Source organism: Mycobacterium sp. ML4, assembly GCF_054515735.1.
Window position 1 is genome coordinate 124,864 of record NZ_JBTNSY010000019.1, and the last position, 26,847, is coordinate 151,710.

Sequence of the window (26,847 nt, forward strand, 5' to 3'; positions counted from 1 at the left end):
GCCGAACTGCAGACTTTGAAGGGTCGGCCCATTGGTCTTGATTTTCGCGAGGGTCGCGCCGCAGTTCCAGTTGCGCGGCGAGTTGTACATTTTTTATTTACCCGACGGTCACTTCCGCGGTACAAAGCGGCACCGGGCTGCTGCGCCGTTCCGCCGCGCACCGCACCGGGTCCCGGTCCCGTTGATTCCAGTTCACAGTGGAGTTGCGCCGACGCCACCGGCGGTTAATGTGCGGCTACCGAAGTTCCAGTAGGGTTCCACCGTGCTCGATTGAGCCGGCCATAAAGAAATCGAATTCTAATTTGCCCGAATGAGGGGAAGAAATTGTCACTCACCCGGTTCCGCGCTCTCCAGGTGGTCTTTGCTGCAACTGTTTTGGCGTTGTCCGGATGTGGTGGTCAGAATAAGGCGAATGCGCCGGGCGGGCAGGGTAGTCCGGCGCCGGCGGACGTCCACTGTGGCGGACAGAAAACCCTGAAGGCCAGCGGGTCGACGGCTCAGGCCAACGCGATGACCCGGTTCGTCAAGGCGTTTGAGCAAGCGTGCCCGGGACAGACGACCAACTACACCGCTAACGGGTCAGGCGCCGGCATCCGTGAGTTCCTAGGCAAACAAACCGATTTCGGGGGATCGGACTCCCCGCTGAGCCCGACTGAGTATGCCACCGCTCAGCAGCGTTGTGGCGCACCGGCGTGGAATTTGCCGGTGGTGTTCGGGCCGATCGCCATCACCTACCGGGTCAGCGGGGTTTCGTCGCTGACTCTCGACGCACCCACCGCGGCCAGGATTTTCAACGGCACCATCACCACCTGGAATGATCCCGCGATCGCAGCCCTGAACACCGGTGTGACGCTGCCCTCGGAGCCGATTCGCGTGATGTTCCGCAGCGACGACTCCGGCACGTCCGACAATTTTCAGCGGTATCTCGACACCGCCGGCGGCCCCGCCTGGGGCAAAGGCGCCGCAAAGCAGTTCAAAGGTGGCGTCGGCGAGGGTGCGGAGGGCAACGACGGCACAGCCGCGGCAGTCAAGCGCACCGAAGGGGCGATCAGCTACAACGAATGGTCTTTCGCGCAGGCGCAACACCTGGACATGGCCAAAATCATCACGTCCGCCGGTCCGGAGCCGGTGACGATCACCGCCGACTCCGTGGCAAAGACGATCGCCACGGCCGGCATCCTCAACAACAACAACGACCTCGTGCTCGACACCATCTCGTTCTATCGGCCGAGCCAGCCCGGCTCCTACCCGATCGTGCTGGCGACTTACGAAATCGTCTGTTCGAAGTACCCCGACGCCCAAGCCGGTACCGCTGTCAGGGCGTTCCTGCAGAGCACCATCGGACCCGGCCAGAGCGGTCTGGCGGACAACGGGTACATCCCGATTCCGGACGTGTTCAAGTCGCGATTGTCGACCGCGGTGAACGCCATCTCTTGAGATTCGCGGTCTAGCCCACCGGGAGCTGCTTAGGCATGACGGTGGGTTTGAACCCGTACCGTGGGGCCGCGCCGGCCCCTCGCGCGTTGCCCCCGCCGGCGATCGGCATGCCACTCAACACGTTCCCGGTGCTGGCGGACTCGCCCGCGGTGATCGGTTCACTGATCATCTGCACAGCCGGGCGCACTGTGGGCGCCGCGGACGCCCCGGGCCATGACGAGGGCACGGCCAGGTGCCCGATGTGGGCTCCGCTACCGAGGCCTGCCGCCACCTGCCCGCCGGGGCCGAGTGCCGCGGCTATTGGAGGTGCCGGGACGGCGGCGGCCGCAGCGGCCGGCGCCGCACCGCCCAACCAGCCCGCGGACTTGGCAATCTGTACACCGAAGTTGCCCATGCCCACGCTGAAGTACGGCAGACCCTCGGTGTTGTAGAAGAAGCTGGCGTAGTTCGAGTAACCCGCCAGGAGCGTGCCGATGTTGTCGGGCAATGTCGTCTGTCCGGTCAGCAGGAACCAGATTTCGGTCAGAACCGGGAACTGGGTCGAGGTCTGGTTCAGCAGTTGCTGCGTGCCGGCCGGTGTGGCCAGAAGTCCCAGCTGGCTGGTGATCTGGTTGAAGAAACTTTGCAGCGATTCCTGGATCGACGCCGCCGGGGCGGCCTGGGCCGAAGCGACGGCGGCACTCTGTGCCGTCGTACCCGTTGCGTTGGTGATCGCCGGAGGCGCGGTGAACGATTCCAGCTTCGACGCGAGCGCTGAGGACGACGCATAGCTGTACATCGTCAGGGAGTTCTGTGCCCACATCTCCGCATACTGGGCTTCCAGCTCTGCGATCACGCCATTGTTGAGGCCGAAAGCGTTGGTCTGCAACGCCTGGGCCAAAGTGGCGCGATTGGCGGCCACCAGCGGCGGCGGGACGATCGAGGCGAACGCGGTCTCAAAGGCGGCCGCGGCCGACTGAGACTGGATCGCGGCACGCTCGGCCTGCCCGGCGGTAGCCGTCAGCCATTCCACGTAGGGTTGTGCGGCTTGCACCATGGTGGCCGAGGCCGGACCCAGCCACCCCTCGCCGGCCAGCTGGGTGAGAACCGTGTCGTAGCCCCGCGCCGTTGACATGAGTTCGGCGGCAAGCGCGTTCCATGACGATGCCGCGGAGACGTACGAAGATGCTCCCGGACCGGAGTACATGATCGCCGAAGTGACCTCGGGTGGTAGGGCTCCAAAATCGGTTGTCATGTTCTGACTCCTCAATCACTTTGTGGAACAAAAAGATTCATCCAGCGGATGGTGGTCGGGTGAGCACGGTGTACCGCAGTCCGTACCGGACGCCCAGGTTACCGGCGCGCTGGCCGCCGCGTGCGCCTGCGGAAAACCCGCGCAGTGGGGCGTTCACGCCGTCGACATGGCTCGCTGCGCCGGACGACGAAGCGAAGTGTGCGCCCATGGGGCCGGCGGGCACCTGTTCGGCGGCGCCGGGAGCGCCGGTCCATGCGGCCGGCACGGACAGGGTGCCCACCTTGGTGGACGATGCGATGCTGGCCGTAAGCCCTAACTTGCCTGTGGGGTAGTTCCAGCCGCCGGCGCCCAGGGCGGCGAACTGCGGTGTCGGGTACCAGGCACCACCCGAACCTGCGGTGGTGCCTAGGCCGGGAAATAACTGCTGTCCGATGGACCAGCCGAAATTGCCGATGCCCACTCCGAAGTACGCCTGCAGTGTCTGCCTGAGCGTGGTGTACATGCCGGGGTAGAGGCCCGCCCAGTTGTTGTCCGGCGTCGGCAGCCACCCGAAGAGGCTCCCGATCTGGCTCTCGGCGGCGGCTACCACATCCGAGGCCCCGGCGGCCTCGGCGGCCGCCGCGTACGTGGCCGCCTGCGGCAGTGCGGCAGCTGACAGCATCTGCGGGATAGTCGCGGCGGTGCCTTGCGCGGAACTCTCGGCGGATGCCGCCGCTGCAGCCGGGTTGGTGGTAGCCGGGGGCGGGGAAAACCGGGCCAACTCCGTCGCCGCCGCGGAGGAGGCCGCGTAGCCGTACATCGCGGCGGCGTCTTGGGCCCACATCTCCAGATAGTCCGCTTCGGTGGCCGCGATCGCGGGGGTGTTCTGACCGAAGAAATTCGTCGCGATCAACGTCATCAGCAGGACCCGGTTGGCCGCGATCACCGGAGGCGGCACCGTCAGGACGAATGCGGTCTCGTAGCCGGCCACGGCCGCACGGGCCTGACTGCCCGCACTCTCGGCCTGGCCGGCCGTCGCGGCGAGCCAGGTCACGTACGGCAGGGCTGCGGACAACATCGACCGCGATGCCGGACCAAGCCATGGCGAACTGGTCAACTCGGTGACGATCGTTGCATAACCTGTTGCGGCCGAACTTAATTCGCTGGCGATGCCATCCCAGGCCGAAGCGGCAGCCAGCATGGGACCCGGTCCCGGGCCGCTGTACATGCGGCCGGAATTGATCTCAGGCGGCAACGCCCCGAAGTCGAACAACAGCCCTCCTGACGATTGGCGTCGTCATCGCGCCGTGGCAGCCACAGTGCTGCCGGCGGAGACCTCCATATCTGCTGACCTGAGCCCTGAGGCTGGGCGATCCGCGCTCACCTGAAACTTAAAGGCGGGGCTCGGTCTTCGAATCCTGAGATGCCAACTATTCATTACTCGTCGACGTTTGTTAACCTTGAGTTCAGACTTCATTCCTCTTCGAGAAGGATGGCCATCTCCGGGCAGGAGGCGGCGCCGTCGCGAATCAGCTCTTCATCGCGGGGGGCCACCTCGTGATCCTGCAGGATCGAGTATCCCGACTCGTCGATCGGGAACAGATCGGGGTCGACAGCGTAACACTGCGCGTGCCCAACACATTTCGATCGATCAAGACGAACCTTCACCCGGTTGTCCCCTTTCGAGGGCGGCCGTCCGCATGCGTGGTGGACGGGTTCTCACGTAGCCTAGCCGCCTGCCGATCAGCGGATGTGCCGGACGGCAACAAGATTGGTAGGTTTGCCAGGCATACCGCCGCAAAGAGCGGCTTTGAATACAACGCGAAAGATTGACTCCGATGAGCGGTGGAAGCCAACCAGCCGGCTTCCACCTGCCCAGACTCGAGTACTCGTCTTTGCCGCTGAGCGCCGACCGGGGCGCCGGGTGGCGGACGCTGCGAGAGGCCGGGCCGGTGGTGTTCATGAACGGCTCGTACTACCTGACCCGGCGCGAGGACGTGCTGGCCGCGTTGCGCAACCCGAAGGTGTTCTCCTCCCGGCTACTGCAGCCACCCACCAATCCGCTTCCGGTCCTTCCGCTTTCGTATGATCCCCCCGAACACACCAGGTACCGCCGAATCCTGCAGCCCTACTTCAGCCCGCACGGGCTCAGCGCGTCGGGACCCGTGCTACAGCGTCATGCGACCGACATGATCGCTGAGCTTGCCGGCCGCGGACGGTGTGAGGCGATGGCAGATTTCGCGCGGCTGTACCCCTTCCAGGTGTTCTGTGACCTCTACGGGCTACCGCTGGCCGATCGTGACCGGCTGATCGCATGGAAGAACGCGATCGTCGGAGACAAGCCGTTTCTCACCTTGGACGAGGCGCAGCAAGGTCAGGTGGAGCTGCTGGAATACCTCACCGATGCGATCCGGCAGCGCCGGCAGCGGCCGGGCTCAGACATGTTGTCTCAGATCATGTCCGGGCCGGGTGACTTCACCGATCTCGAGCTGCTCGGCATGAGTCACCTGCTGATACTGGCGGGTCTGGACACGGTGACCGCGGCCATCGGGTTCGCCTTGCTGGAGCTGGCGCGCCGGCCGCGGCTGCGCGCGGAGCTTCGTGAGAATCCACGTGAGATCCGGGTCTTCATCGAAGAGGTGGTGCGGCTGGAGCCCTCGGCGCCGGTGGCACCCCGGATGACGACCGAATTCGTGAACGTGGGCGGCATGACGTTGCCACCCGGGTCCCAGGTGCGGTTGTGCATGGCGGCGATCAACCGCGACGGAACCGACGGCACCTCCACCGACGATCTCGTTCTGGACGGAAAGGTGCACCGCCACTGGGGTTTCGGTGGCGGTCCGCATCGCTGCCTGGGGTCTCATCTGGCACGGATGGAGCTCACGGTGATCGTCGCAGAATGGTTGGCGCAACTTCCGGACTTCGACCTCGCGCCGCGGTACCGGCCGGAAATCGCTTTCCCGTCGAAGACGTTCGCGCTCACGTCATTGCCGTTGAACTGGGCGACCGCCCTGTCACAAGACGGCTAGCCTGCGAACGGCGGTCGCGCCATGACCGTCGGGCGGAATCCGTACTTCTGCCCACCGGCGGCGGCCGCGCCGGCCCCGAAGCCGCCTAGCGGCATGCCGCCGAGCAGGTTTCCGGTGGCTTCAGGGCTGGCGCTGACCGTGTTGATCGGTATCGGCGCCGCGTGGCTGACAGCCGGGCCGAGCGTCGCGATGGCGGACGGCACCGACAGCTTGCCGACGGAGGCTGCCTGCCCCAGACTCGCGGCAACCTGACCGCCACCGCTGCCCAGCAGGCCGCCCAACCCCCCCAATCCGTGCGCGGCGCCCGCCGCCGCCGACGACGCCGCCGGCGCCAGTCCTTTGCTCAGGGACAGCAGTGTGTTGGCCATACCGGTCGAGAAGTACGGCAGACCCTCGATGTTGTAGACCGGGCCGGCGAAGTTGCGAAACGCCGTGATGAGCCACTGCGGGTTCAGCGTGCTGTTTCCGCCGATACCCGTCAGGGCTGACCCCAGAATGGAGTTCGGGTTGAACGTAATTCCCGTCAGCGATTCGCTGGTCGGGTTGAGACCGAGCAGCGCGATGTTTCCCGGCGACGCGAGATTCGTCAGCTGGCTCTGGATACCGCTGAGCAGGTCGGTCAGTGTTTGTTGCGCCGAGCCGGCCGATGTCGCGGTGGCTTGGGATACCGCAGCGCCCTGAATCGCCGAAGCGGCGGGATTGGCGGTCTGTGGCGGTGCCGCGAACGGTGTGACCTTGGCCGCGGACGCCGAGGACGCTGCGTACTGGTACATCGCCGCGGCGTCTTGAGCCCACATCTCGCCGTACTGCGCTTCGAGCGCGGCAATGACGCTGTTGTTCTGACCGAAGACATTGGTCGTCATGGCCTGCGCCAGCTCGGCCCGGTTCAGCGCGACGAGTTGTGGCGGAACCGTTGCGGCAAAAGCGTTTTCGTAGGCGGCGGCCGCCGCGGTGGCCCGGCTGGCGGCCTGTTCGGCCTGCGTGGCAGTGGTGCTCATCCAGGCGACGTAGGGTGTGATGGCTTCCGCCATCGACGCCGAAGCGGGTCCCATCCACTCCTCGCTGGCCAGCCCGGTGACCACCTTGTCGTACGCCAGGGCGGAGGCGTTGAGCTCCGCGGCCAATCCGTTCCAGGCTGAGGCCGCGGCCACCATCGGGGTCGACCCTGGACCGGAATACATCAGCGCCGAATTGACTTCCGGAGGTAGAGCGCCGAAATCCATTACGTGGTCCCTATCTGCTCGCGGCCGCGTTGGCGGCCTCGGTCGCTGCGTACGAACCGGCGCTGGTTCCCAGGGTGTTGACGAACATCTCGTGGATGGCCGTCGCCTGGGCACTGACCGCCTGATACATCTGCGCGTGTGCGGCGAAATGCGCTGCGGTCAAAGCCGAGACCTCGTCGGCCGCGGCCGGAACCACCCCGGTCGTCACGTCGGCGGCAGCCGCATTCTGGGCGCTCACGGACGAGCCGATACTGTGCAGGCTGGCCGCGGCCGAGGATAGTGCTTCCGGCTGTGTCGTCACGTATGACATCTGATTCCCCTCCGTATAACGTTGTTGTTCAATGGTTTTGAGAGCATATGAGCCTTCTTGGTCGCTCCTTCTGAGTCATCCGGCTGATGGTGAACGGGTCAGCACGTTGTATTTGAACCCGTATTTGTTGGTGTAGCCGCTGGCGGCGCGACGCCCGGGGCCACTGGTCGGCAATCCACTCAGGACACCGTTGGTGCTCGCTTTGGCGGCCGCGGCGCTGATGCCGTCGACTCCCCCGGTCGGCTGCGGGGTCACCTGTGAGACCGTGGTCGCGGCCCAGCTCGTCGGCACCGACAGCTTGCCGACCGTGCCGGCCTGGCCCCACCCGGCAGATACCGGGGTTCCCCACGCTCCGATGGCGCCAGGTGGCGTCAGGGCGCCGCCCAGGGCCGGGTTGGGCGCAGGCGCGCCGGGCAGCAGCCCGCCTCCCCATGCGACGAGAGAGTTCACCGAGCCCAGGGCGAAGTACGGATAGTTGGTGACCGAGTTCCAGATATTTGTGGAGTTTCCGAAGATCGTCGCGATCAGGCCGTTGGGCCCCAGGAACCACGACGGAAGCGCCAACGACGACGGCGTGGAAGAGAAGCCCAGCTCGGTCACAATCGACTCCAGTCCGGTCACTGGTGCCGCGGTGGTGATCGACGACCCGCTGAGTATTGAGGCCACGGCCAGCGTCGGTGCGACCGTTGCCGCGGCGTTGCCTGCCGGGGTGGCGACGGCCTGACCGACGGCGGCCGCCTGGGCGGCCTGCCCGTCGACGTTGGCGGTCGGTGGCGGTGTGGTGAACGGATTCAGTTGCATTGCGGTCGCGGAGGACGCCGCGTAGCCGTACATCGCGACCGCGTCCTGGGCCCACATCTCCGCGTACCGGGCTTCGGTCGCCGCGATCGCCGACGTGTTCTGGCCGAAGAAATTGGTGGCGACCAGCACCGCCAGCAGTGCCCGGTTGGCGGCGATCACCGGTGGCGGCACGGTCATGGCGAACGCGGTGTCGTACGCCGAGGCAGCCGCCCTGGCCTGCATCGCGGCCTGTTCGGCCTGCTCGGCGGTGGCACTCATCCACGCCACATACGGGCAGGCCGCGGCCACCAGCGACTGGGATGCCGGCCCGATCCACGGTGAGCTGGTCAGCTCAGTGATGATCGAGCCGTAACCCGTTGCTGCCGTGCTCATTTCGGCGGCCAGTCCCTCCCACCCGGCTGCCGCTGCCATCATCGGACCCGATCCCGGACCGGCGTACATCCGCCCCGAGTTGATCTCAGGCGGTAAAGCCCCGAAATCCAACACCACCCCTCCTCAGCCTGCCCGGACCGCCTCGACGGTCTCGGGTCCGGCTTGGCATTGTCTGGGCCGTGGCCGGCCCCTTTCCAGCTGCGTTGCTGCGGTTTCCCCCATGCGCTGACCCGGCCTAGTCGTGCAACGGATCGTCAACCCCGCGGCGGCCACCCGCGTATCTGCGGGTGACCGATTATCGCCTCAACCTGGTAAAGGGTTGCGGATTATAACATCTTCAGCGGTTGATTGGCTCGTTTCGGAACCTACGCATATCAAACACATTAGAACGCGAATCGCGTCACAGACACCGATGACGCCAACTATTCATTCCCCGCAAACGTTTGTTCAGTTTGCATTAAACAAACGGCCCGGAACCGTTTGCCTGAACTACAGGAATCAGCGCGAACAGGAGTCCAACGCGGTGTGCTCCGAACAAGACAACGCCGCCGCGCCGGGTCGAATTCGTTGCCCGGCGCGGCGGCGTTGATGGATGCTGAGCGGCGCGGCCTACTTCCGCACCTCGGTGGCGGCCACCTGGACGAAGACACCGGTGTCCTCGGCCATCAGCAGGCCTCGGCCACGGGGCAGCGGACCGCCCTTCATCTTGCCGCGGATGAAGCCCTCGTCCGGGTCGGCGTCCATAACGAGCAGCGGTGCGTTGGCCTGATGCAGGGCACGCAGCATCGGGTCGCTACCCGCCGACGACCAACCGCCGAAGGTACGGGTCACGATCACGTGCAGGCCGACGTCGGCGGCGCGGTTCACGAACGGGACCACCTTGTGCAGCGGCGAATCGAAGCCCGGCGGCAGTTGCTGAATGTCATCAACGATCAGGAAGATCTCCGGACCACTCCACCACGACCGCGACAACAGCTCCTCGGCGGACAGCCCGGGCGGCGGCTCGCGCCCCGCCAGGGCTGCGGCCAGCTCGCCCATCATCGCGACCACGCCGTCGAGGTTGTAGGCGAATTTCTCGACGTAATCGGAACCCAGTGCGGTGAGTAGCTGACGGCGGGGGTCGATCAACCACACCTGCGCCGACGGCCGCCCGGGCGGAGGCGGTGGTGCGCTGCTGGAACCGGGTGCGTACAGCCGCCCGATCTCGGACATGATCGTGGCCAGCGTGGTGGTACGCCCACATTCGCGGCGGCCCGTGACCATCAGGTGCGAGTTCTCGGCGAAGTTGAGGTAGACCGGCTGCAGGTCCAATTCCGATATCGCCCAGGCGATTCCGCCCACCCCGACGCCCTGGCGGGTGTCGCGTGCCGCCAGCTCGCGGACCTGCTCCACACCGAAACGCGCAGGCAGGCGACGCACCGGCGGCGCCACGGCCTTGGTAAGCCGGCTGACTGCCGCGACGATGCTGTCGCTCTCGAAGACGTTGTTCGGCGTGCTGGACAGAGCCGGCCGGGCCACCAGGGTGTGCAGACCGGCCTGCGGGTCGCTGTCCAACCGCACATAGTTGACCGCGACCATGCCGCGACCCGGCTTGACCGGAACGTCCTTGGCGAACCGGGAACGCACCAGCTTCGCGTCTTCCACCGCGGCCAGCCGCAACTCGACGCGGGAACCGAAGCCGCTACGCACCGGCGGTCGGAGCTCGGATTCGCGGTCGGCGGTGACGATCACGTGCACGCCGAACGACGGACCCTGGTTGATGATGAGGTTGACCTGATCGATCAACACCTCGTTCTCCTCGGCCAGCGCCCGGTAGTTGTCGATCACCAGGAACACGTCGCCGAACCCGTCATTGGGCACCGGGCCGGCTTCCCCGCCGAACTTGCGCCGACGGAACATCTCCATCGACGCGATGCCGTACTCCAGGAAGCTGCGCTTGCGTTCGCGCACCAGTGCGAGCAGTTCGGCCACCGTACGGCGCACCCCGTAGGGATCGGTGGGACCTGCTACCTCGCCCACATGCGGGAAGTGCGCCACCGTGGTCAGCGCGGTGCTGCTGTAGGCCAGGCAGTAGAACTGCACCTGTTCGGGAGTGTGGGTCAGCGCCGCCGAGCAAATCAACGTCTGCAGCGCGGTCGTCTTGCCCGACCCGCCGGCACCCAGGATCAGCACGTTGGCGCCCGGACCGGAGGTGTCCACCGTCCACGGCGGTTGGTCGTGCTTGAACGGACGGTCGATGATTCCGATTGGGAACACCAGGTTGCGGGCTGAGCCGTAATCCTTGCTCCAGGGGTGGCCGAGGAAACGGTTGACCAGCTCGTCGATCGCAATCGGCTCGGTCAGCGGCGGCTGCCACAGCCGGTACGGCTCGAACTTGATCTTGCGCAACTGGTCGATGATCACCGTGCCGACCTTCGGCGTCCGGATCGCTTCCTCTTCCTCGTCCTCGACCTCCTCGACCCGGCCGTTGAGCACCTCGCCGTTGCTGTAGCTGGCCGCCGGCTCGACACTGGGCCCCCCGACGCTGACTTCCATCGGCGTGAAGGCGTTGGTGAACAGTTGCGGCCGAACGTAGTCGATGTTGTGCACCAGCACCGGCGCTTCCTCGCCGTCGACGCTGGAGATGCGCAGATAGTCCCGCCACAGGAACTCGGCCTGGAACCGGATGATGTCCTCGAGGCTCTTGCGGAAGTAGCCGAGGCCGGCCTGGGCCGGCAGGTTCACCGCGTTGGGTACACCGGCGGCCTGGGCTGCGCCGGCGGTCCGGGCCTTGAGCACCAGGCGGTAACCCATGTTCTCCATGAGCTTCTCGGCGCGGCTCTCGATGGTCTGCGAGGCCATCATCAGGTGGATCCAGTAAGCACGGCCCTGGCGGCCGATCGAGTCGAGCACGTCGACCGCGGTCGGCATGATCCGGAACCACTCGTAGAACTCGTCGATGACGACTACGAGCATGGGCAAGGGCGCCATGTCCTGGCCGCGGGCCCGCATCCGCAGCCGGACCGAGTTGTATTCTTTGGCGTCGTCGACCCCGGCGCTGTCACAGATCGCCTTACGGCGCGCGATCTCGCCCCACAACGCGTCCAGGAAACGCTCCATCAGCGCCTGGTCTTCTTCAAGGTCGGTGATGATGCGCGACACGTGCGGCACCCCGGCGAACGGCTTGACCGCCGATCCACCCTTGAGGTCGGCCAGCACGAACTGCAGCTCTTCGGGCGGGTGGCCGAGCATCAGCGACTCGATCACGGTACGCACCAACGTCGATTTACCGGAACCGGTGGTGCCCGACATGACGCCGTGCGGGCCGTCCCCGCCCTCGTCCAGCGACTTCATGTCCAGGAACAGCAACTCGCCGTTGTCAGAACGGTTACCGAACGGAACGCGCAACCGGGAGCGTCCCATGGTGTCGGTGCGGCTCCCCCACAGGTCTTCGAAGTCGATCGCGGATGGGTCGCTGATCCCGTAGTAGGACAGGATGTCCCGGGCGCCGATGTGGGCGACCCTCTGGCCGATCTCTTCGTAAGCTTCGGCGAGGCGCCACTGGGCCAGCTTCTGGCCGAACTCTTCGGCCTCCGCTGTGGTCATCTGATCGGTCAGCGCGAAGAACCACGCTTTGTCGTCGATCACCATCCAGGTGTCGCGGTCGCGGGGCAGCGCCTCGATCACGCCGATCTTGTCGAACTGCAGTTTGCGTTCGGGAACGTTCGTCCACATCTCCGAGCCGGTCAGGTCGAAGAACGTCACACCGTCGACGCCCTCAGCGCTGATCACGTATTCCCATTGCGGGTCGTCGACATCGGCGATGATCACGTGGTGCGGTGTCGGGGTCTGCGCCGACGAGCTCGCGTGCCGAGGCGTGAACGACCCGCGCCCGGCGAACAGTTCGGCCTGCTCGGCGGCGAATTCACGCACCGAGCTGTAGACCATCCGGGCGCTGCCCGCGGCGTCGGTGCGCCGAGAATCGCCGAAGTGCGGCAACCACTTCACCCAGTCCCACTCGTCCAGGTCGGAACTGACGACGATCAGCCGGATGTGGTCGGGACCGTGCGAGAAGGCCAGCTGGCAGACGATCGACCGCATCAGCCCGAGTACCTGTGGACGGTCGCCGACAAGGGCGTACCAGGGCTCCACCAGTACCGAGATCATCTTGGGCAGGTTGTAGACGACGCTCTGGTAGCGGCCGAACTCCTGCAGCGCCTTACCGGTCACCGGCTCGAGCTCGATGTCGGTGGGCATGTTCTGGGGCTCGCCCCAGGTCACCTCGGGCCGGGTCATGCCCACGCCGACGCGGACCACACCGAAGTTGAGGTCTTTGCCGTCGGGCTTGCGCTCCCACATCCGCGGCGAACCCACGGCAGCCGCCAGGGTGTTCGGCGCCGGGTGGAACCACCGGTAGTTGGCGTCCATGCTGTCGGCCGATTCCTGCGCGGTCTCGCGCAGCATGTCCAGCATCAGCATGAACTGGGCGCGCATGGCGTCCAATTTCGGACGGCTCATCTGTTGCTGGCCGCCGAAGCGGCCGCCGAACATCATCATCATCATGCCGCCGACCATGAAGATCGGGAAGATCGAGCCCACACCGCCGAATACGTGTGAACCGCTGGCGAACGTCATGGCCACCATGCCGCCCAGCAGGCCGATCACCACGACGCCGACCACGATCAACCACCAGGGCTTGCCTTCCGGGGGCGGAATGCTCAGCGGTGTCGGCAGGACGATGTTCTCCGGCTTGATTACCGGAGGCTTCTCCGGTGTCGGCCGTGCAAATCCACGTTTCACTTCGGTACCACCAACTCTGCAGGGGTCATGTCCATCGGTAGTGTGTCGTGCTCCACCAGGGCGTCGGCACGCGACAGCGTCGGGCCCTGCGGCAGCAGGCGCAACGCCACCCAGGGCGCCATGCTGGGCTGCAGAGTCAGACCGAGCGCTTCGCGAGCTTCCTTCGTGTCGTCCACTCCGAACCGCGCGCCGGCATTTGTCAGCCACCACAGCGACTCGGTTGTCTGAGCGGCCGGATTGTTGCCGGTGACCGCCACGAAGTTCGCGTAGTTGGGGCCGAAGTAGACCTGGTCGGCCTCGCGTCCGGTGACGTCCGACTTCACGAGGCTGACGACGTTCTTCATCTCGCTGGACTTGACCGGAATGGTCGGCCCGGAGACCACCTGGACGCGGGCCCGGGTCTCGCCGTTGGTCCGTTCCCACCACCAGCAGGTGGACGGGTTCTCCCGGATGTCCAGCACGTTCAACGGGTCGTTCGGATACGCGGACAGATCCAGCCGGTTGACCACCGGCATCTTCGCGAGCGCGGACGGTTCCACCGTCACCGGCTTGGTGTTGCCCGGGCGCCCGGCGTTCTGCAGGATCTGGGCCACCAGGGGCGGCAGGGTCTGGACGCCGTCCTCGAGCACCAGCGAATATTGCTGCGGCCCACTGATCTGCGGGGTGACCAGGATGGTCCCGACGGGACCGGGCGCGCCCTGGAAGGTTGCCGGGGCACCTGATTTCGGCACCTCGGGAACCAGCAGCTCTGGTCCGACCGGGAGGGCGTCGTACAACGCGTGGCTCATCGGACGCGCCTGGCTGACCTGCTCCGGCGTCAGGCCCAGCGGGAGCAACACCGACCGGTCGGTGGCGTCGATCTTCGACCGGCGTCCCTCGCGGATCACCCAGGTGTTTCCGCCGTAGCTGAGCACCACCGCGTCCGAGCCGCTCAACACCCGCCGATGGCCACTCATGTCGGGAGTGCCGTCGATGACGGTGACGGTGACCCCACTGGGCGCCGGCATACCCGAGGGGCCTGACGTGCCGCCCACCGTGTCGCACACCAGCCACGAGGAGGCGGGCGGATTCTTGGGTGCGAACTCCGTCGGTGCGCCGGGGATGCCGACCAGGGGACCGTGCGGCATGTTCGCGATCTGGCTCCCCTTCACCAGGTGTGGGTTGTCCGGCCGCCCAGTGATCAGCCGTGCCGAGGCCAGGTTCAGTGCCGGATACAGCCGGTCACCCACCTTGACATACAGCGCACCGGAATCACGGTCGGCAATGATCGGTGACTCGTTGATCTGGCCCGCCGGGCTGATGAACGAGTACAGCAACGCGCCCAGGCAGATCACCAGGGCGGCGGAAACCGACGCGACGACCGCCAGCGTCTGGCGGCGGCCCGGCTCGATCTCCATGCGGACCCGCCAGCGGGTCAGCGCCATCGCGGTCCGGCGGGCCAGGAACTGATAGCCGGTCACCTGGGTCCGGGTCGACAACCCGAGGCCGTACCCCGACCCCCGCTGTCCGCGGCTGTGTTCCGCCACCCTTGATCACCTCTCGGTCATTTACGTCTGGATATGTAGCACCCGTTGAATCGGTAAGCGCTAGATCACATCGATAACCGTAGGGCACCTGCGCAGACCTCGCCAGGCGGCTGCGGCCGCGCTGGACCCGCGCACTGGATCCCCCATGGAGTCGCGTGACTTCACTGGCATGTTAGCTGCGAATTGTCGAATCGGCGCGCCAAGTCGCCGACTGTTCACGTAGCCGGCCGGTAATCCCGCTGAGCCATGGGCGCTCCCCCGGGCGCGCCGGATGTCGACTACACCCAGCGGATCGTCACCCCAGACGTCAAGATGTGTCCCATGACCGAGCTTGCGCCGTCGCTTGTCGAACTTGCCCGCCGGCTCGGCGTCGCCACCAGTTACCAGGACTGGAGCGGACGGCAGATGCCCGTCTCCGAAGCCACGCTGATAGCGGTTCTCGGCGCCCTCGGGATTTCCGCGAGAACCGAGCAGGACCGCAACACGGCTCTGGTCGAACAGCTGCGCAGATACTGGGCCCGATCGCTGCCGGCTACCGTCGTCGGCCGTGCCGGCTCAGCGCTGCGCGTGTGGGCGCATGTGACACACGGCGCTGCGGCGGAGGTGTGGCTGCAGCTCGAGGACGGGACGCGTCGCACCGGGCCGGAAAGCGGCATCATTCAGGTCGACAATTTCACGCCGCCGTTCGATCTTGACGGACGCCAGGTCGGCGAGGCCAGCTTCCTGCTGCCGGCCGACCTCCCACTGGGATATCACCGCGTGCATCTGCGATCCGGGGATTACCAAACCAGCACCGCGCTCATCGTGACGCCGGATTGGCTCGGCCTGCCGGATAGCCTAAGTTCCCGCCGCGCCTGGGGCCTGACCACCCAGCTCTACAGCGTGCGGTCCCGGCAGTCCTGGGGCATCGGCGATCTTGGCGACCTCGGCGATCTCGCGCTGTGGTCGGCCGCCGCGCACGGCGCCGACTACGTGCTGGTCAATCCGCTGCACGCCGCGGCACTGCCGGCGGCCGGGGGTCCGATCGAACCGTCGCCGTATCTGCCGACGTCGCGAAGGTTCGTCAACCCGCTCTACCTTCGGATCGAAGCGATTCCGGAGTACGCCGACCTGCCCAAGCGCGGCCGGGTGCGGCAGCTGCGCCAGGCCGTGCAGCGAAAAGCCGCACGCGCGGGCACCATCGACCGAGACAGCGTGTGGGCCGCCAAACGCGCCGCGCTCGAACTGATCTACCGCGTGTCGCGATCGGCCGGCCGGGAACTGGCCTACGCCGCCTTCCGCGACCGCGAAGGCAAAGCATTGGACGACTTCGCCACCTGGTGCGCCCTGGCCGACAAGCACGGCGCCGACTGGTACCAGTGGCCGAAATCGCTGCGGCACCCCGACGCTCCCGGCGTGTCCGGCTTCGCCGCCAAGCACGCGAGGGCCGTCGATTTCCACCGCTGGCTGCAGTGGCAGCTCGACGAGCAGCTCGCCGCGGCGCAGTCGCGGGCAGTCCGGGCCGGCATGGCGATGGGCATCCTGCACGATCTGGCCGTCGGCGTGCATCCCAGCGGGGCTGATGCGTGGGCCCTTCAGGACGCGCTGGCACAGGGCGTGACCGCGGGTGCCCCGCCGGACGAGTTCAATCAGCTTGGCCAGGACTGGTCACAACCGCCGTGGCGGCCCGACCGGCTGGAAGAGCTGGAGTACCGCCCATTTCGCGCCTTGATTCAGGCGGTGCTGCGGTACTCCGGTGGGGTTCGTATCGATCACATCATCGGGCTGTTCCGGCTGTGGTGGATCCCCGAGGGCCGGCCGCCCACCGACGGCACGTACGTGCGCTACGACCACGAGGCGTTGATCGGCATCGTCGCCCTGGAGGCCCGGCGGGCAGGAGCGGCGGTGGTCGGCGAGGATCTGGGCACCGTTGAACCGTGGGTCCGCGACTACTTGCTGCTGCGCGGTCTGTTGGGCACCTCGATTTTGTGGTTCGAGCAGGACGAGGCCAGCGGCGCGCCGCTCCCGGCCGAACGGTGGCGGGAGTACTGCCTGTCCTCGGTCACCACTCATGACCTGCCACCCACCGCGGGGTACCTAACCGGCGACCACGTCGGGCTGCGGGAGTCACTGGGGCTGCTGACCCGGCCCGCCGAAATCGAGCGGGAATCGGCTGCGCGTGAGCGAACTGCCTGGCTGGACGAGCTGCGCCGGGTGGGCCTGCTCGAGGACGGTGAGAACAGTTCCGAGCAGGTGATTCTCGCCCTCTATCGGTATCTCGGCCGGACCCCGTCGCGATTGCTCGGCGTTGCGTTGACCGACGCCGTGGGAGACCGCTGCACTCAGAACCAGCCGGGCACCACCGACGAGTATCCGAACTGGCGGGTGCCGCTGGCTGGTCCGGACGGCCGGCCGATGTTCTTGGAAGAGGTGTTCACCGATCGCCGGGCCGGCGTGCTGCTCGACGCGGTGCGCGCCGTGGCCGGCCCCGAGATCGCCGGCTGTTAGCTTGAGCTGGTGACTGATCGGGCTGTTCTCAGCGATTTGGTGCACCGCTATGCCGCGTTTGTCGATGATCGTCAATTCGATTCAGCGGCAACCCTTTTCACCGGGACTGGCGAACTGATCGTGGCTGACCCGCCGACGGCGCTGGAACCGGTGCACGCACATCGGGGCCACCACGCCATTGCTGCGGCGGTGGCGGCCGTCGCCCGCGTCGCCCGTACCGAGCACGCGATCGTCGGCGAAGTGTATGACGAGGGCGGGCGGCCAGACTCGGCGCGCGGTCGCATCACCGGTATCGCGCATCACTGGAGTCAGCGCTCAGGCGAGCGCGGTGGGACTGAAATCGTCGATGTCGTCTGGCATCTGCGTTACGACGACGAGTATGAGCTCACCGACGCGGGTTGGCGGATCAGCCGGCGGGCGCTGTCCGTCAACGCCATCGAAACCCGTGCGGTGCGCCGATTGCGGCCGCCCGAATAGCCCGAACTCGTTTGTTCAGAAAGCATTTCGGGTAAGCCTAGAGAAGTCGAATCGGGCCTTCGGGACGGCCGCCTACGCCGACTGCAGAGGAGACGATAATGGCCGAGATCGCGCACCCGCCCCGCGCCGTGGGCGAATTGGACGACTTCGAGAATGCTGCGGAGCGCACGCCGGTACTCGTGGTCATGGCCGGGGCCATCCTGGCGTTCGTGGTCTCGTTGGCGGCGTTCGCCTTCGGCCAGGTTGGCTTGGGCGTTTCACTGGCCAGCGCCGGAATGCTGGTGTTCGGTGCCGGGTTGTCGTGGTTGGGCATGGAACGCAGGCGCGTGCGGGCCGCCGAACGTGAGCTGCTGCTACCCGACTCGCGACGTTGAGCCTCAGCGCAGCTGGGCGAGATTCTCCACCGATTTCTTGACGTCGGAACGGAGCACACGGGCCACCAACCGGCCCACCGGTCCACTGAGTACCCCGCCCGAGATGTCGGCGGTGAGCTGAAAGTCCGAGCCGGGATCCCTGCGCTTGACCGCCATCGCCACGGTGATCCGGACGCCGCCGCGACCACGTCCCTTCAGCTCAATCGCGTTGGGCTCGTCGTATTGCGTGACTTCCCAGTAGATGATATTGCGAAAACCCTTGACCTTGATCAGAGACGCGACACAAGTGCCTTTCTCGATGGTGGACGGCACCTCACTGCGCCAGCCGCCGAAGATGGTCATCCACTCGCCGAATCGCTCCAGATCGGAAGCCAGCTTCCACGCGGCTTCCGGCTCCACGTCCGAGATGGTCGAAACGTCTACCTTGGCCAACGCAATCGCTCCTCCGCACTCCGGGTCAGTGCGGGTACATACCCGGGTTCCCGGGGAGGATAAACCCGCGGCGACCGCCGAACGCGCCATCCTGCGACTATTTCCAATTTGTACAGTCGGCGTAGTGTAAATTCGCCGATCGTGAGTAAATCACTGACAGGGGTTCAGACCTACGCGTAGCCGCATCGGTCTACGGTCTGGTCGAGAACCCGGCGGCGTTCTCGCTCGACGATCTGCGCGCCTTACCACGACCAGATCATCCAACACTTCTGTATCCAGGCCTGGTCAGGGGTGGCCAAGTGGGGCGGGGTGTCGATGCAGACAATCACGGACATCGTCAACGGCATCGAGTTCGTCGCGCACTACTCCGAAATCGGCAGCGGCTACGGTGGTTACAGCGAAGACCACAAGTTCTTCGGCCGGCACCAGACCCTGTAGGACAGGGTCAGGGCCGCGTCTAGGTCCCCCACGCCGCAGCCACCTGGGTGGCCACGTCGATGACTTGAGCCGCTTGCGACTGCGGCGAGTCGATTTCCTCCCGGACGTACTGGGCGATGAAGCGCCGGATCTCCCCGTCGACCCCGGCAAGGATGCGCAACACTTCGCCGCGGATCGACTTGGACGAGACGTTGACGGTGATATCCGACGGCCGCGGCTTGGACACATCCACGATGAGCAGCAACGGTTCGGCCGCACGCGCGGTGGCACGCAGGGCGATGTCGCCGGCCACCACGAACCGCTGCTTGTCCAAGCGGAGGTCCAGCAGCAGGTCGATGGACAGCGGAATGTGGATGACGAAGGTGATCAGGTCCCCGAGCTTGCGCGTCACCCGGGGCTCTTGGATCTTGACCTGTGCGCTCACCTTGGCGATCCCGCCCGGCCCCTGGGCGATCGGTTCCATGGCGAACTCGCTGCCCGCTATGTCGGACAACGCGGCGGCGACCCGGTCCGGCGTTACGGCAACCTCGAAAAATCTGCGGCCGAACTCTTCGTAGCTGAGGAAGGCGTGGTTTTCCATAAGGTTTATACGGTCTCATGCCGTCTGCAAGATCGGCCGCTGATCCGCTCGAGTCGCCGAAAAATTCGGCCGGACCCCTCATCGCGACTGTGATCTGGGCCACTACCCGGCCGGTTGTGAACAACACCACAAGCGGGCCCTTCGATTGGGTGTGTCGGGCGGTCGGCTGCCACCCTTGACGTAATTGGAGGTGTCTGGAGTCTCATGCGCGCGCACGAAATCTCTGAGCAGCGCCCGGTCGTCACCCGGCTCGAGGGGCTGCTGACTTGGCTTGGCGGCGGACACGCACGCGAGCTGGGAGAACGCCACGAGCGGTCCACGCACGCCGTCGCCGGAGCCGTGGTGGTGCTCGGGGCGGTACTGGCCTGGCTGATCGCGGCCCTGGCTGTCCGCCCCGCGGTTGCTACCGCGCCGATATGGGCCGTCGTGGCAGCAACCCTCGTCTTCGGACTGCTGGTCGGTGCGATCACTCGCGGCATCGCCGGTGGTCCGGCCAAGGGCCGGGCCGGCACCGCGGGTCGCGCGGCCGTCGCCCTCCTCATCGGAGTCGTTGTCGGTGACCTCGCCGCGCTCGTCCTGTTCTCCGGCGCGATCGACCATCGTCTTGACGAGCGGGCGCTGCGCACGGCGGACTCCGCACCGGCCGTGGCCCAGGCGGCGGCGTCTGTGCAACAGGCGCGTTCGGCACGTAGTGCGCTGGACGGCACGGTCGACCAGGCACGCGGACACCTGGACAACGCGCTGGTGATCGCCCGGTGCGAGTACAACCCGACGCCGGCCTGCCCGCAGACCAGGATCACCGGCGTGCCCGGCCGCGGGCCCGAAACCCGTACAGCGAACGAACTTCTCGCCGACGCTCAACGGGAGCTGGACACCGCGCTGGCCGCACGGGACCGGCATGCGCCGGCGCTGGACACAAACGTGTCGCGCGCCGAACAGGCCCTCACCCAAGCGCGACAGGCCGTGGTCGCCGACGCCGGTCGAGGGCTGGGCGCACGGTGGGTCGCGATGAACGACCTGACCCTGGCCGGTGCCGGGGCGCTGATCCTGCGGATTCTGACGATCGCATTCTTCGCACTGCTGTATCTGCTGCCGTTGATCCTGCGGACATGGCGGGGCGAAACCACCCACGACCGCCACGCCGCGGCACGCGCCGAACAAGAACGGGCCGAGTTGGAGGCCGACACGGCGATCGCGATCAAACGGGCCGAGGTCCGCCGCGAGGCGGAAATCATGTGGGCCGAACACCAACTCGCGCAGACGCGCCTTGCCATCGAGGCCCAGGCCGAGATCGACCGCGAACACCAGCGCCGTCGAGTCGTCGAGGCACTCGACGCCCCGGTGCACGCGTCATCGGAGCGTACTTTCGAGCCAGTGGAGGAAGACATGTATCTGCCGATCGCCGCCGAAGCCGAAGCCGCAAGCCGGGCGGTGGCCGAGCTGCCGGCAGCGGAGCGGGACGCGCCGGCACCGGTTACCGAGAACCTGCCGGCACCGGCTGAACCCCTGATGGCGACCGTCGAGCATTACGAAGAACCGGCCGCTTCCGGAGTGGACGCGCAGCGCGGCGCCCCGCTGATTCCCTCGATTCCGGACGCCACCAAGGCGGCCGCCAGGTGGATCCGTCCGCTGGTGCCCCCCTTCGTCGCGCGGGTAATCGACAACACCACCCAGCCGCTGCGCACTGCCCGCCAGGTATTCGAGGAGGTCGAAGAGATTGCCTTCTCGCTCAAGCGGACCCGCAAAGTGACGGTGAATTCCGAGAGTTCCGACGGCGGCGTCCAACAGCTGCAGCACCAGCAGCAGCCACCACTGCCAGCCCCTGCTGCGGAACCCGGCGGCACCGGCGCCCACCGGATCGACTCATCGCGTGGCCGGGCGGCGCAGCCGAACTACGGCGACACCTATGGTCAGGTCGGCGGCACGGCGCAACAGGCATCGCTGGGCCAGGTACCCGCACGGGATACGGCCGGTTTATCAGTTGGGGCAGCGGGGACCGATGCCCGGCGCGAGCTGGTCGAGCGGGAAGGCCCGCGTGAGTTGCGGTCCCCCGACGGCCCCCGCCAACTGCCGCCCGGCAGGTAGGGTCACCTGCGGCAATCCGGGCGAGTCGGCCGCAGCGTATGATCTTTCGAGGTCGGCGGCGACGATAAATTGCATACGGATTGGGAACGGGACGTGGATCTGTGGATCTCCTGACGGCAGCAATCGTAGGGCAGCAACTCGCATGAGGGTCAGCCTTTTTCTGGCGGACGCTGCTCAGGCTGACGTCCAGTCAGGCAAGGTCCATGCCCTCGGGTTGGGCTGGCGCCAGTGTCAAACACCAACGCCCCCATTTGCTTTGGTGATGTTCCTGGACATCGACTGGGACGAGACCAACAGACAGCACAAGCTCACTTGCCAATTGCTGGACACCGACGGTCAACCGGTGGTGGTCCCGGGCCCACAGGGTCCCCAGCGGATCCTGTTCGAGGCCGCCGCCGAGGCAGGCCGCCTGCCGGGGGCGATTCACGGGACGGCGGTCCGGATGCCACTCACCCTCAACATCCCCGCTGGGATTCCGCTCGAACCGGGAATCTATGAGTGGCGGGTCGAGGTGGACGGGTACGAGCAAGCCACCGCCGTCGAGGCATTCATCGTGTCGCCGGGTGTCATCGCCCCGCCGCCATCATAGTCTTGTACTCAAAGGCGTTGCGCTGCAGACAGATAGCGGGCGCTGCCGCAGCGAAAGCGAATCTTGTTGCGCGGGAAGTTATCTGACCGCAAGTTGCAGCCGCACCAGGCGGCGAACCAGAATGCTCGGCAACCACGGGCCGACGTCGCTGGCTTCGATGTGTGATGTCCGGTCGAGCAACATGCGCAGTGCTATCTGGGCTTCCAGCCGGGCCAGCGCAGCACCGACGCAGAAGTGGGCGCCCCTGCCGAAGCTCATATGGCCCTTACCTTCGGGCCGGTCGAGGCGAAACGCGTCGGGCGACTCGAATTGCGCCGGATCGCGGTTCGCCGCTCCCCACAGCAACAGAAGGTGGGAATCCGCCGGCAGTTGGACGCCATTGAGCGTGGTGCACTCGCGCACGTGGCGATAGTGGCCCCGAAATGGTGCCTCATAGCGCAGCGTCTCCTCGATGAACGCACCGAGCAGCGCGGGGTGGTCGCGGAGCCGTTGCTGTAAATCGGGTCGGGTGGCCAGAATCATTGCCGCACTTCCCAGCAAGGACGCCGTGGATTCACCGCCCGCGGCGAACAACGTGACCATCATGACCTGAGCCGTCAGCGTGTCGAGCTCTCCGGCCGCGCAGGCGGTGGCCAGCTCACCGAGCAGGTTGTCCTGCGGATCGGCCGCCGCCCTGTCGAATTGCTCGGTGATGTAACCGCTGAGCTCCATGACCGCGACTCCGGCCGCCGACAGCTGGTCGTGGTCGACCAGCCCTTCCAACAGTTGAGTGGCGGCATATCCCCACTTCACCAGCCGCGCGACATCTGTGTCGGGGACACCGATCAGCTCGGCTACCACCATCATCGGCAGCCGGTTGGCCAGAGCGCCCATCCATTCGATACCGTCGTCCTGCACGCCGTCGGCCCAGAGCCGGTCCGCCGTCTCGGCGGCGAACCGTTCCATCACGCGAATTCGTTTGGCGGCCAAGTACCGAACCAATTGCTTGCGGTGTACCTCGTGGGCAGGATCGTCTGCCGTGGCCAGCACGTGGGTAGGCCCGCCCAGCGGGTCCATCAGGAAGGGTTTGACTGAGCCCGCGGCCGTATAGGTCAACGTGGCGGTCAGGTTCGAGGAGAACTCCGCGGTACGACGTACGGCCTCGTTGACCGCATCCCAGCCGCACACGGCATAGAAGTCGGAGTCCGCGATGCGGTGGACCGGGCCCGCGGCCCGCATTCGTTCATAACCGGGGTACGGATCCTGCAGGCTCTCAGGACTGAAGAGGGTGATCGCATCGGTGGCGGCAGTCATGACGCCAGCCTTGCGGGAAGCGGTCGACAACGCAACGCCGGTCGGCAAGTTGGGATCTGGCAGCGAGCGGCACTGGTGGTGTTGCGTCTCAACGCAGTCGTCGGACAAGTGACGATGACAGAATTCAACGCTGCGTCTGTCTCACATCGAGAAAGTTGTTGCCCGTTGCCGGCGCGACCACGTCTGCGGAAACCGCACCCGAGCCGTCTGCGCCCGCAACAACCGAAACACGCCGCGCGCGATATTGGCCGCATCCGCGGGAATCCATACCAGCAGTGCTTCTCCTTGGGCAAAGCCGGCATTGCGCTCGAGGAAGAATCGCACGTCCTGATCGCCTGCAATGCGCCCCAGCCGCAACGCATCGAGTGGAACCGCTGCTGAGCGCACTATCCACGGGTTGTCGCTGACCGGAATGTAACGCCTCCTCGCGCTGACGACGCGCATCAGGGGTTCGAGCTCCGCCGGCGTGCCGCAGCCGCAACTCGGATAGATTCGCGGCATCGTCGAAGCCAGCAGGCGGTAGGCCGCCGGGGAGGAGCTCCGCGTCACGTATGCGATCGGCGTGCCGGGCCGGCGAATCTTGAAGCGGCAGGCCTCATTAAGCCCGAAGAGCAGGCCACGTATTCCGCCGCGGTAGCCCAACTGAAAGAACGCGCCGCCGTACAGTATCCCGTGTACACGGCCCTCATGTTGCACGTGCTCGAGGCCCAGATAGGCGAACCCAGCCAGCTCATCGTCAGCTCCGAAGAACAGCTTGAGGCGGACCCTACTGGCCCCTAACAGATTTGCGGCGAATTGTTCGCGCGTGTCGCCACGCACCGTCTCGCTGTAGATGCCGTACAGGCGGTCCACAAGTGCCGTGCACTCGACGGGGCCAAGCGTTGCCGGACAAAGCCGTTCGCTGCGGGTAATCCGCCTTGGTGGTGAGGCCACAGGAATTCGTTGCGCGCTAGAAGCCCAGAACCGGTGGCTTCGCGCCTGCCCCACCGTTGCTGCCTGCGGCACCTGCGCTGCCGCTCCCACCCGCGCCTCCGGCCGGGCTACCGGGTCCGCCCAGCCCGCCGACCATCCCGGCACCGCCCTTGCCGCCGGCGCCGCCCGGTCCGGGAGTTGCGCCGTAGAGCGCGGTTCCCCCGCTGCCGCCCCGGCCGCCGGTCCCGCCCGTGCCGCCACGACCTCCGGCACCACCAGAAGCGACGGCGCCGACGGGTCCGGCGGGACCTTCAGGACCGGCGGGACCCCCAGCTCCGGGTGATCCGGCAGCGCCGCCCACACCGCCGGCACCACCCGGAGCGCCGACGCCGCCGGCTCCGCCGCTACCGCCACTACCGGAGATCTGCGCGCCACCGCCGATGCCGCCATTGCCGCCGCCACCGCCGATACCGCCAACACCACCAGCACCCCCGGCTCCAGCTGCCCCACCGCGACCGTACTGTCCGCCATTACCGCCGTTGCCGCCCGCGCCGCCTGCGCCCCCGAGGCCGCCAGCAGCCCCGGCGCCGCCGTCGCCCCCATCACCTCCGTTTGCGCCGAACGTGCCGCCCGGCCCCCCGTTTCCGCCACTGGCGCCGGCAGCGCCAGCGCCGCCAGCACCACCTACTCCCCCGACTCCTCCGGCTCCACCGTTGCCACCGAGGGCGCCGCCGTGCCCGCCATCGCCGCCTCGTCCACCTGGACCACCGGTTCCGCCAACACTTCTGGGACCACCGGCGTCACCGCCATCACCGCCGTCACCACCGACTCCCGCTGTAGTTCCGGCACCGCCGGCGCCACCCCTGCCGCCGGGAGCACCGACCCCGCCGTTCCCACCGTCGCCCCCGGCGCCTCCGATGCTGCCGGTGCCGCCGCTGCCTCCGGCGCCACCTGGCGCGCCAGCACCACCGTCGCCTCCGTCACCACCGTTGCCGCCGGATTGACCCGTGACACCGTTGCCGCCCTTGCCGCCGACTCCGCCTGGAGCGCCGGTACCGCCGTTGCCACCATCTCCGCCGTGGGCACCGCTTCCCGACGGGGATGTAGCGCCAGCAGCACCGGCGCCACCGGCACCACCGGCTTGCCCGGCGACACCGTCGGATCCAGCGCCGCCGGCGGTACCCGCACCTCCGACGCTGCCGGATGCGGCCGCGGGTTGGGTGATGCTTTGGGTCGGGTTGATGCCGGCTGCGCCGGGTGCGCCGGAACCGCCGGCGCCGCCCGCTCCCCCGTTACCCAGTGTTTGGACGTTGCCGCCGGCGCCGCCGGCACCACCGCCGATTCCGCCACGACCGCCCGCGCCGCCGTTGCCGAACGTGGCATCGCCCCCTCGACCACCGGCCTGACCGGGCAGACCATCGCCGCCGCGGCCTCCATTGCCGCCCAGCCACCCGCCAGGCTTGCCGGGCTGACCGGGCTCGCCGTCGGCCCCGTTACCCACCAGCGGTCGGCCGGTGAGCGCCAGGGACTGCGCGTTGGCGGCGGCGTTTACCGCCCTGACCGGGCTCAAGAGAGTCTGGGCCGCCGAGTTAATCGCGGTCATCGGGTTGGTTGCCGCTGCGGCGCCCAGTGCATTGACGGCTTCAGCGCTCTGATAGAGGTTCGCGCTGGCGGTCAGAGAGCGCACGAACTGCTCATGGAACTCAGCCGCTTGCCTGCTCAACGTTTGGTACGTACGTGCATGCTGACTGAACAGCACTGCCGCGGCTTTCGAAACCTCGTCCAACGCGGGAGCAGCGACCCGAGTGATGGAGGCCACCGCGACCGAATTTGCTTCTCCCAGCGTCGAGCCAACACCGGCTAAGTTGTTGGCCGCCGCAGCAAGAAACTCCGGCGCTGCGATTACATACGACATGTCGATTTCCTTTATCGGGGGGATTGGGGGCGACGCCCGACTACCGGGACTTTCGTGGCGGCCAGCATCGTGGCGTAGCGGCTGTTGTTCTCACGAGAACCTCATGAAGAAGCCCGCGAGTGCGTTTCCGGAACTGCCTACGCCGGAGAGCAAGCTGGGCAGGGCCAGGGGAAGGGTTGCGGTATTGGCCACGCCCGAGACGGCGTTGCCCAGGTTGGAGAAGCCGGACATCAGGCCCCCGAAGTTCTGATAGCCCGATCCGCCTAACAGTCCTGCAGCGTTGGAGTTGAACCAACCCGACAAGCCGGTGCCGTTGTTGCCGAACCCGGAGCTTCCGCCGGCGCCGGTGTTGAAGAAACCTGACGAGGGTGCGTGGCTCGTGTTGAGGAAGCCGGGGCCCGAAGGTATGTCGAATTCCGCCAAGATGGTTCCGGGCAAGCGGATGCTCGGCACGGTAAGCGGGGGTGTGCCGAAAGCCCCCAGGCCAATCGGCGGCAATGTCAAGGCCGGGGTGGTGAATTCGGGGACCGCGATTTGGGGCAGGGTGAACTGGCCGACCTGCAGCGGCGGCAGCG

General features: G+C 66.8%; 20 protein-coding genes and 2 pseudogenes. 8 read left to right on the forward strand and 14 right to left on the reverse strand.

Annotated features, from left to right (window positions below):
- Positions 1-324 precede the first annotated feature (324 nt).
- Positions 325-1,437 carry a phosphate ABC transporter substrate-binding protein PstS gene (pstS, locus tag ACX9NE_RS21310; RefSeq protein WP_459364599.1) on the forward strand — a complete coding sequence of 371 codons (1,113 nt, stop codon included), beginning with the start codon at positions 325-327 and terminating at the stop codon, positions 1,435-1,437.
- Between the two features lie 10 nt (positions 1,438-1,447).
- Here the strand turns inward: pstS and ACX9NE_RS21315 are convergent, their stop codons facing one another.
- From ACX9NE_RS21315 to ACX9NE_RS21325, 3 genes are all read right to left on the reverse strand, one after another.
- Complete coding sequence (locus ACX9NE_RS21315; protein ID WP_459364600.1) at positions 1,448-2,671, reverse strand: PPE family protein; 1,224 nt, start codon at positions 2,669-2,671, stop codon at positions 1,448-1,450.
- Positions 2,672-2,708: 37 nt separating this feature from the next.
- Positions 2,709-3,923: a PPE family protein gene (locus tag ACX9NE_RS21320; protein WP_459364601.1), complete on the reverse strand. Its 1,215-nt coding sequence runs from the start codon at positions 3,921-3,923 to the stop codon at positions 2,709-2,711.
- A 200-nt stretch (positions 3,924-4,123) separates the two neighbouring features.
- Complete coding sequence (locus ACX9NE_RS21325; RefSeq protein WP_459364602.1) at positions 4,124-4,318, reverse strand: ferredoxin; 195 nt, start codon at positions 4,316-4,318, stop codon at positions 4,124-4,126.
- 170 nt (positions 4,319-4,488) lie between these two features.
- Between ACX9NE_RS21325 and ACX9NE_RS21330 the strand changes: the two genes are divergently transcribed.
- Entirely contained in the window at positions 4,489-5,679 is a 1,191-nt protein-coding gene (locus ACX9NE_RS21330) for a cytochrome P450 (protein WP_459364603.1), read from the forward strand.
- Here ACX9NE_RS21330 and ACX9NE_RS21335 read toward each other — a convergent pair.
- From ACX9NE_RS21335 to eccB, 5 genes are all read right to left on the reverse strand, one after another.
- Positions 5,676-6,902, reverse strand: coding sequence for a PPE family protein (locus ACX9NE_RS21335; protein WP_459364604.1), 1,227 nt, complete (start codon positions 6,900-6,902; stop codon positions 5,676-5,678). The genes ACX9NE_RS21330 and ACX9NE_RS21335 overlap by 4 nt on opposite strands.
- A 10-nt stretch (positions 6,903-6,912) precedes the next feature.
- The gene (locus ACX9NE_RS21340) at positions 6,913-7,212 is read right to left on the reverse strand and encodes a PE family protein (protein WP_459364605.1); all 300 of its coding nucleotides are present in this window, start codon (positions 7,210-7,212) and stop codon (positions 6,913-6,915) included.
- Positions 7,213-7,287: 75 nt separating this feature from the next.
- The gene (locus ACX9NE_RS21345) at positions 7,288-8,496 is read right to left on the reverse strand and encodes a PPE family protein (protein WP_459364618.1); all 1,209 of its coding nucleotides are present in this window, start codon (positions 8,494-8,496) and stop codon (positions 7,288-7,290) included.
- Between the two features lie 498 nt (positions 8,497-8,994).
- The gene (gene eccCa, locus ACX9NE_RS21350) at positions 8,995-13,164 is read right to left on the reverse strand and encodes a type VII secretion protein EccCa (RefSeq protein ID WP_459364606.1); all 4,170 of its coding nucleotides are present in this window, start codon (positions 13,162-13,164) and stop codon (positions 8,995-8,997) included.
- Complete coding sequence (gene eccB / locus ACX9NE_RS21355) at positions 13,161-14,690, reverse strand: type VII secretion protein EccB (protein WP_459364607.1); 1,530 nt, start codon at positions 14,688-14,690, stop codon at positions 13,161-13,163. Before eccB ends, eccCa begins: the two co-directional genes overlap by 4 nt.
- Before the next feature lie 321 nt (positions 14,691-15,011).
- Here eccB and malQ point away from each other — a divergent pair, with 321 nt between their 5' ends.
- The 3 genes from malQ to ACX9NE_RS21370 all read left to right on the forward strand — a co-directional run bounded on the left by malQ (position 15,012) and on the right by ACX9NE_RS21370 (position 18,028).
- Positions 15,012-17,177, forward strand: coding sequence for a 4-alpha-glucanotransferase (gene malQ / locus ACX9NE_RS21360; RefSeq protein WP_459364619.1), 2,166 nt, complete (start codon positions 15,012-15,014; stop codon positions 17,175-17,177).
- A gap of 6 nt (positions 17,178-17,183) precedes the next feature.
- Positions 17,184-17,654 (forward strand): nuclear transport factor 2 family protein, encoded by a 471-nt coding sequence (locus tag ACX9NE_RS21365; protein WP_459364620.1) that lies wholly within the window; start codon positions 17,184-17,186, stop codon positions 17,652-17,654.
- Between the two features lie 98 nt (positions 17,655-17,752).
- Positions 17,753-18,028, forward strand: coding sequence for a LapA family protein (locus ACX9NE_RS21370; protein ID WP_459364608.1), 276 nt, complete (start codon positions 17,753-17,755; stop codon positions 18,026-18,028).
- Positions 18,029-18,031: 3 nt separating this feature from the next.
- On the opposite strand, the gene ACX9NE_RS21375 is transcribed toward ACX9NE_RS21370, so the two are convergent.
- On the reverse strand, positions 18,032-18,460 hold the full coding sequence (locus ACX9NE_RS21375) for a type II toxin-antitoxin system Rv0910 family toxin (RefSeq protein ID WP_459364609.1): 429 nt from the start codon (positions 18,458-18,460) through the stop codon (positions 18,032-18,034).
- Between the two features lie 188 nt (positions 18,461-18,648).
- On the opposite strand from ACX9NE_RS21375, the pseudogene ACX9NE_RS21380 reads away from it, so the two are divergent.
- Positions 18,649-18,898: pseudogene (locus ACX9NE_RS21380) on the forward strand (molybdopterin-binding protein); the annotation flags it as partial.
- Positions 18,899-18,917: 19 nt separating this feature from the next.
- On the opposite strand, the gene ACX9NE_RS21385 reads toward ACX9NE_RS21380, so the two are convergent.
- On the reverse strand, positions 18,918-19,478 hold the full coding sequence (locus ACX9NE_RS21385; RefSeq protein WP_459364610.1) for a hypothetical protein: 561 nt from the start codon (positions 19,476-19,478) through the stop codon (positions 18,918-18,920).
- 204 nt (positions 19,479-19,682) lie between these two features.
- On the opposite strand from ACX9NE_RS21385, the gene ACX9NE_RS21390 reads away from it, so the two are divergent.
- Both ACX9NE_RS21390 and ACX9NE_RS21395 read left to right on the forward strand, forming a co-directional pair.
- Positions 19,683-21,563 (forward strand): DUF4407 domain-containing protein, encoded by a 1,881-nt coding sequence (locus ACX9NE_RS21390; protein WP_459364611.1) that lies wholly within the window; start codon positions 19,683-19,685, stop codon positions 21,561-21,563.
- A gap of 142 nt (positions 21,564-21,705) precedes the next feature.
- Positions 21,706-22,152: a DUF6941 family protein gene (locus tag ACX9NE_RS21395; RefSeq protein ID WP_459364612.1), complete on the forward strand. Its 447-nt coding sequence runs from the start codon at positions 21,706-21,708 to the stop codon at positions 22,150-22,152.
- A 78-nt stretch (positions 22,153-22,230) separates the two neighbouring features.
- Here the strand turns inward: ACX9NE_RS21395 and ACX9NE_RS21400 are convergent, their stop codons facing one another.
- The 4 genes and pseudogenes from ACX9NE_RS21400 to ACX9NE_RS21415 form a co-directional block, all read right to left on the reverse strand.
- Positions 22,231-23,445 carry a cytochrome P450 gene (locus ACX9NE_RS21400; protein ID WP_459364613.1) on the reverse strand — a complete coding sequence of 405 codons (1,215 nt, stop codon included), beginning with the start codon at positions 23,443-23,445 and terminating at the stop codon, positions 22,231-22,233.
- Between the two features lie 141 nt (positions 23,446-23,586).
- A complete protein-coding gene (locus ACX9NE_RS21405; protein ID WP_459364614.1) occupies positions 23,587-24,378 on the reverse strand; it encodes a hypothetical protein in 792 nt (263 codons plus the stop codon).
- 16 nt (positions 24,379-24,394) lie between these two features.
- Entirely contained in the window at positions 24,395-26,272 is a 1,878-nt protein-coding gene (locus tag ACX9NE_RS21410) for a PE family protein (protein ID WP_459364615.1), read from the reverse strand.
- A gap of 90 nt (positions 26,273-26,362) precedes the next feature.
- Positions 26,363-26,847: pseudogene (locus tag ACX9NE_RS21415) on the reverse strand (PPE family protein); the annotation flags it as partial.